At 40.9% G+C, this 6,969-nt stretch carries 7 protein-coding genes; 4 read left to right on the forward strand and 3 right to left on the reverse strand.

Annotated features, from left to right (window positions below; translation table 11 throughout):
* Both NWP22_RS12960 and NWP22_RS12965 read right to left on the reverse strand, forming a co-directional pair.
* Positions 1-495, reverse strand: a 495-nt coding sequence (locus tag NWP22_RS12960) for an RNA-guided endonuclease InsQ/TnpB family protein (RefSeq protein WP_271733223.1), incomplete at its 3' end; no start/stop codon positions are given.
* A gap of 138 nt (positions 496-633) precedes the next feature.
* Positions 634-1,866 (reverse strand): methionine gamma-lyase family protein, encoded by a 1,233-nt coding sequence (locus tag NWP22_RS12965; protein ID WP_271733224.1) that lies wholly within the window; start codon positions 1,864-1,866, stop codon positions 634-636.
* Between the two features lie 87 nt (positions 1,867-1,953).
* Between NWP22_RS12965 and NWP22_RS12970 the strand changes: the two genes are divergently transcribed.
* The 4 genes from NWP22_RS12970 to NWP22_RS12985 all read left to right on the forward strand — a co-directional run bounded on the left by NWP22_RS12970 (position 1,954) and on the right by NWP22_RS12985 (position 6,529).
* Positions 1,954-2,772 (forward strand): acyl-CoA desaturase, encoded by an 819-nt coding sequence (locus NWP22_RS12970; protein WP_271733222.1) that lies wholly within the window; start codon positions 1,954-1,956, stop codon positions 2,770-2,772.
* 213 nt (positions 2,773-2,985) lie between these two features.
* Complete coding sequence (locus NWP22_RS12975; protein WP_271733221.1) at positions 2,986-4,044, forward strand: fatty acid desaturase; 1,059 nt, start codon at positions 2,986-2,988, stop codon at positions 4,042-4,044.
* A gap of 195 nt (positions 4,045-4,239) precedes the next feature.
* Positions 4,240-5,310 carry a fatty acid desaturase gene (locus NWP22_RS12980; protein WP_271733220.1) on the forward strand — a complete coding sequence of 357 codons (1,071 nt, stop codon included), beginning with the start codon at positions 4,240-4,242 and terminating at the stop codon, positions 5,308-5,310.
* 130 nt (positions 5,311-5,440) lie between these two features.
* Positions 5,441-6,529: a fatty acid desaturase family protein gene (locus NWP22_RS12985; protein ID WP_271733218.1), complete on the forward strand. Its 1,089-nt coding sequence runs from the start codon at positions 5,441-5,443 to the stop codon at positions 6,527-6,529.
* 224 nt (positions 6,530-6,753) lie between these two features.
* Here the strand turns inward: NWP22_RS12985 and NWP22_RS12990 are convergent, their stop codons facing one another.
* The gene (locus NWP22_RS12990; protein ID WP_280801977.1) at positions 6,754-6,876 is read right to left on the reverse strand and encodes a hypothetical protein; all 123 of its coding nucleotides are present in this window, start codon (positions 6,874-6,876) and stop codon (positions 6,754-6,756) included.
* Between the last annotated feature and the right edge of the window lie 93 nt (positions 6,877-6,969).

The following is a 6,969-nucleotide window of genomic DNA, read 5'->3' on the forward strand; positions in this document are numbered from 1 at the left end:
TTGCTCGTAAGCAAAAGCAATGAACCAGCTATTAGCAGTCTTTGATATTGTGATTGATTTACAGGTTGTGTGTGGCAAGCCTTCATAAGTTTTTACCCTTCCAATCGTCGGTAGCTTTATTGATTTGCCGCCTACTGGAATCGGCTTACCTCCAGCATCAATGGTAAACGCGTCGCGATGTCCTTTCTTTTTAAACTTAGGATATCCACCTTTACCGCTAAAGAATCTAGAGAAAGAATCACCTAAATGGTCGAAAGCATATTGAGTTATTTTCTGACAAATACCTTTTTGTTTAATCCATTCAAACTCAGGTTTAACATGATTATTAAAGAATTTATTCAGAATATATTTGTTGGGCTTTAATCCATCTTTATAAAGATTATTCCAAGTCGCTAAACCCCAGTTATAAGTAAACCTGGCAATACCTGCGTGTTTATTCATTATTATTTCTTGGGTTTTACTCAGTTTTAACTTTGTTTTAATGGATAAAAGCATTGCTCGACCTCAACACTGTACTTCTTTGTTGTCTAATTCTGTCATATCTTGTTTAGAAACATAAATACACTTATAGGTGTGTAGATAAGTGTATAGGTTTGTCTATTTAATTGTCAACTAGGCTACTACTCACTCAACCTATGTAGCCATTCCCACCGCTGCGATCGCCGCCTCTAATGCGATCGCCACATGGGTCCAGTGAGTCCCCCCCTGGCAATAAACCACATAAGGCTCACGCAAAGGACCATCAGCGGAAAATTCTAAAGTGCTTCCCTCAATAAACGTCCCCCCAGCCATGACTACTTGGCTCTCGTAGCCCGGCATATCATCGGGAATGGGGTCGAGATAGGAACCTACGGGTGAATGCTGTTGTATGGCTTTACAGAAGGCAATTAGTTTGGCAGCACAGCCGAGTTTAATGGCTTGAATGACATCCCCACGGGGTGCTAGGGGTGCAGGATTGACTGGATAACCTAACTTATGGAATACATAACCAGTTAGGTGAGTTCCTTTCATGGCTTCCCCTACCATCTGGGGAGCTAAAAATAAGCCCTGGAATAACAGGCGATTTTGGTCGAAGGTAGCACCACCATAACTACCAATCCCAGGAGCTGTGAGACGACAGGCGGCCGCTTCTACTAGGTCAGCACGACCAGCAATATAACCCCCCGCTGTGACGATTGTCCCCCCAGGATTTTTAATCAATGACCCGGCGATTAAATCGGCACCAACATCTGTGGGTTCTCTGGTTTCAATAAATTCCCCGTAACAGTTATCTACAAAACAAACGGTGTTGGGGTTTTGCTGTTTCACTAGGTAAACGATTTTTTCTATGTCGCTAATTGATAAACTCGGCCGCCAGGAATACCCGCAAGAACGCTGAATCAACACTAACCGGGTGTTCTCACTAATGCTACTACTTAGGGTTTGCCAATCTATAGTTCCTTGGAGGGTTAGCTCCAATTGGCGGTAATTTATGCCAAACTCAAGAAGGGAACCTTGGCCTTTACCTCGTAAACCAATGACTTCTTCAAGCGTATCGTAGGGAGAACCAGCTACTGCTAACATCTCATCTCCAGGACGGAGCACACCAAATAAGGCGCAGGCGATCGCATGAGTACCAGAAACAAACTGCACTCGCACCGCCGCCGCTTCAGCACCCATGACTTCGGCAAACACTTGATCTAACGTCTGTCTTCCTAAATCATCGTGGCCATAACCACTGACACCAGCAAAATGGTGTGCCCCAACACGGTGATGACCAAAGGCATCCAGGACTCTTTTCAGATTATGCTTGACCTGAGCGTCAATTCCAGAAAAAATCTCTAACAGTGCCTGTTCTGCTTGCCGCAGCTGTTCCACGCTATTCATTAGTTCCTCTTTCACAAAAAATTAGTTAGATATGCGGATTTTCCAATCACGCAGATTAGGCTAGACAATTTCAACTCGGGTTATTGCATGACAATTGCTACTTCAACTAAACCTCAAATTAACTGGGTGAATACCCTGTTTTTCATTGCTCTGCACATCGGCGCTTTATTTGCTTTGGTTCCTAGTAACTTTAGCTGGAATGCCGTTGGTGTCGCTTTATTACTTTACTGGATAACCGGTGGATTGGGTATTACTCTAGGTTTTCACCGTCTGGTAACTCACCGCAGTTTTCAAACTCCCAAATGGCTGGAATATTTCTTGGTGTTTTGTGGGACATTGGCCTGTCAAGGAGGTCCAATTGAATGGGTAGGTACACATCGCATTCATCATTTACATTCTGATACCGAAACAGACCCCCATGATTCCAATAAAGGCTTCTGGTGGAGTCATATGGGTTGGTTAATTTATCACTCTCCTGCTCATGCTGACGTTCCTCGGTTCACCAAAGATATTGCCGAAGACTCAGTTTATCAGTTTTTACAGAAATATTTTATTTTGATTCAGGTGGCACTGGGTTTATTACTCATGTATCTGGGTGGCTGGCCTTTTGTGGTCTGGGGTATCTTTGTTCGCATTGTCTGGGTGTACCATTGCACCTGGTTGGTGAACAGCGCTACTCACAAATTTGGTTATCGTAGTCATGATTCTGGCGATCGCTCCACTAACTGCTGGTGGGTGGCGGTGCTAGTATTCGGTGAAGGCTGGCATAATAACCACCATGCCTATCAATACTCTGCTCGTCACGGCCTGGAATGGTGGGAAATCGATTTAACTTGGATGACTATTCAATTACTGCAATTACTCGGTCTAGCTACAAATGTCAAGTTGGCAGGTAAAAGGCAGTAATTTACAGGTGATTGGTTAATAGTGGGTCAAAGCTAATTTCCCTGAAAAACTAATAACCATTCACCACAGGGAAAATTATCTCCTATAGCTAATAAAAATAGTGCGCTTGTGTAGCTGAGATTGCTATAATCCAAGACGCTAATGTTAAGAAACTTTACATCCATCCACCTTTTTGGTGAATTGGTAGGGAAGTCTGTTGTTTTCCAGGTATTCATGACTACATCAATAATCAACAGCCAAAAACTAGGTGAGGACCTTGGCGAACCCAAGCTGAAGCTACAAGATATTATCAAAAGCTTACCCAGGGAATGTTTTGAGAAAAACAGTCGCAAAGCTTGGACACAAGTTCTCATCAGTGTTTCTATGGTAGCCTTGGGCTACTATCTGCTCACCATCAGTCCTTGGTTTCTCTTACCCCTAGCTTGGATTTTTACCGGTACTGCTTTAACAGGTTTTTTTGTCATCGGCCATGATTGTGGTCACAGGTCTTTTGCTAAAAGTATGTGGGTAAATGATTTAGTGGGGCATTTATTTATGATGCCGTTAATTTACCCCTTCCACAGCTGGCGAATTAAGCATAATCATCACCATGCTCATACCAACAAGTTGGATGAGGATAATGCTTGGCATCCCATTAGAACACAAGTGTTTACCAATTGGTCACCCTTAAAGCAATTTGCCTTTGAAAGGTTTATGCGTCAGCGTCTGTGGTGGGTAGGTTCCATTGGACATTGGGCAGTGGTACATTTTGATTGGCGGAAATTCAAAACCAAAGACCAATCAAGTGTTAAGCTTTCTGTGGCTGTAGTAGTTGTGTTTGCCGCCATCGTTTTTCCTCTTTTGATTGCTACAACTGGTATTTGGGGATTTGTCAAATTTTGGCTACTACCCTGGATGGTTTACCATTTTTGGATGAGTACCTTCACAATTGTTCATCACACCGCCCCAGATGTTTCTTTTGAAACAGCTAACAAGTGGAATGAGGCTTTAGCACAACTATTTGGTACCATTCATTGTGATTATCCCCGCTGGGTAGAAATCCTCTGCCATGATATCAATGTCCACGTTCCCCATCACATTTCTACTGCTATCCCTGCTTATAATTTGCGTCTAGCCTATAGCAGCATTAAGAAAAATTGGCAGCCTTATCTACATGATGAATGTCAGTTTTCTTGGTCTTTAATGAAGCAAATCACAGACCAATGTCAACTGTATCAAACTGATATTGGCTATCAGACCTTCAATGAGTATTACGCAGGAAAACAACAATAAATACCACCCGGCATAAATTGCATTCTCAATACTTGCAACAGTGCTGATTATCCTGTAAATTAAATAGGCTCTGGTAATTCTTAATCTACTTTTAAGCTGAGTTGAATTACCAGAGATTACCTTATAGGGTATTAGTGAAAGCTAATCCCAAAAATATGTCAAAAAAGTCTGATTTCTATCCCACAAAAGAATCAAGTGCCATCAAATACTATCGCTTTCAATAATTCTGATGACTGTAAATTGTCTGAGGAAAAAACCCAACTTCCCTTTACTCTTCAGGATTTGAAAGCTGCTATACCGGCTGAATGCTTTCAGCCAAATGTAACTAAATCCCTATTTTACTTTTTTCGTGACATCTTGATTATTAGCCTACTTTATGCAGTGGCTTATTATCTAGATTCTTGGTATTTTTGGCCAGTTTTCTGGTTCATGCAAGGGACAATGTTTTGGGCTTTGTTTGTAGTTGGACATGACTGCGGACACCAATCTTTTTCTAAGCAAAAATGGCTCAATGATTTGATTGGACACTTATCCCACACACCAATACTAGTCCCTTATCATGGTTGGAGAATTAGCCACAGAACTCACCACAAAAATACTGGCAGTATCGATAATGATGAAAGCTGGTATCCTGTGACTGAATCCCAGTACAAGGAAATGCCACTATTGCAAAAGATAGGGCGATATTATGTCTTTCTTTTGGCTTATCCGGTGTATTTATTTAAGCGTTCTCCAGGTAAGGAAGGTTCTCACTTTTCACCTAGCAGCCCCCTGTTTAAGCCATCGGAAAAATCGGATGTGTTGACTAGTACTATACTGTGGATTGCTATGGTAGGTTTACTAGGTTTCTTCACCTATCAATGGGGTTGGATGTGGCTGCTAAAATACTACGCTATGCCCTACATTGTGTTTGTGATTTGGTTAGATTTGGTAACATTTCTACATCATACTGAGCCAGATATTCCTTGGTACCGTGGGGAAAATTGGACTTTTCTCAAAGGCGCAATTTCTAGTATTGACCGTGATTACGGTTGGGTAAATCACATTCATCATGATATTGGTACTCATGTTGCTCACCACATATTCCTTAACATTCCCCATTACAATTTGTTGAAGGCGACTGAGGCGATTAAACCAGTGATGGGTGAATATTTCCGCAAGTCAGAGGAACCTATTTGGAAGTCTCTATGGCGTTCTGCTGTTAGCTGTAAATTTGTACCGGATACAGGTAGCAAGGTTTACTATACTTCTAAGAGTCAAAACTAGGCTAATATCATCCACAGCCATACCAAGAAAGTCCGCTTTGGCGGGCTTTTTTGATCTCACACACCCGGTGGATAAGAGAAGCTCAGGAGAATCAAGTTCTCCCACAATACAATCCAGTGCAAGAACATATATGACAGAAACACAACCAAAAGTAACTTTTACCAAAAACTACGGTTTTAGAAAAGAACTCAATCGCCGGGTTGATGCTTATTTTCAGTCGCAGAATATTTCTACTAGAGATAATCCTGCAATGTACATTAAAACAGCAGTCCTTTTTTCCTGGGTAATCTCTGCTTGGGTATTTACTCTCTTCGGACCACCACAAATATGGATAAAAGTCATCAGCTGTATTTTCTTAGGATTGGGAATTGCTGGTGTTGCTTTTAATGTAGGACATGATGCAAATCACGGTGCTTACTCTCGCAAAAAAATTGTCAATAATATCTTGGGTATCACTTATGATATCATTGGTCTATCTAGTTATTTGTGGAAGTTTAGACATAATTTTCTCCACCATAAATACACTAATTTATTAGGGCATGATGTAGAAATACATGGTGGTGGATTAGTGAGGATGACTGTCTATGTTGAGCATAAATGGTATCACTCGTTTCAACATATATTCATCTGGTTGATATATACTATCATACCCTTTTATTGGTCTATACATGATATTGGTTTCATTACGGTTAACCGGAAATATCACACCTATGATATTCCTAAGCTTAAACCAATAGACCTGTTGATTTTTGTGAGTGGGAAATTTATTTGGCTAGGGCTATTCTTGGGAATACCAATTACTATCGGATATACACCTATTCAGGCGCTTATAGGATTTTGTATTACTTATATGACCTATGGCTTGGTGAGTATTACAATTTTCATGCTGGCTCATGTTATGGAAGCAGCAGACTTTATTGAGTCCAGTGGTGATTTAAAGATTGAGGATGAATGGGCAATATTTCAAACAAGAACTACCGTTGATTTCGCTCCCAATAATCAATTTTTAACCTGGTATCTTGGTGGTCTTAACTATCAAGTTGTTCATCATTTATTTCCGAATATTTGCCATATTCATTATCCTCAAATATCTAAAATATTAGCTGATGTTTGTGAAGATTTTGGCGTTAAATACAATGTTTGCCCAAATTTTACTGCCGCATTGGCTTCTAATTATCGCTGGTTAAAACTCATGGGAACTGCACCTCATCTAGACTAAGTTCATACAATCTTGACAAAACTTAAGAAGATGTTTTAAAAATCAAAGTTAGTCAATAATCAAGCCAGTCGTCTGAGTATGATGGGAATCATGGCGATACTGTTCCCATGTTAGGTTGCTAGGATATACTTTATTCGTTTACTCACAAGGTGCTGATATCTACAAATCTCAGCTTATACCTTGTGAGCTTTTTTCCCAACCCTCCCCCCTTTTAAAACATCCTCTTAAATCTTGTAGCCAATTGTCCTCCACACATCTGTTAGGGCAAATGGGATGTAACCCAGAGTCAGCAGACTATTATAGGACTTACGCAACTGGCACAGGCGATCGCTACGCAGAGCTTGCATCTGTGTGTAGCAATCGCTAAATGAAAGCACATTGGTATTATATAAGTGATGTCAATGGCACGGGGGGATGCCTAGTGCAGTTGATAGTAGAAA

It is taken from the genome of Anabaenopsis tanganyikae CS-531 (assembly GCF_029891675.1).
GTDB classification, from domain to species: domain Bacteria; phylum Cyanobacteriota; class Cyanobacteriia; order Cyanobacteriales; family Nostocaceae; genus Anabaenopsis; species Anabaenopsis arnoldii.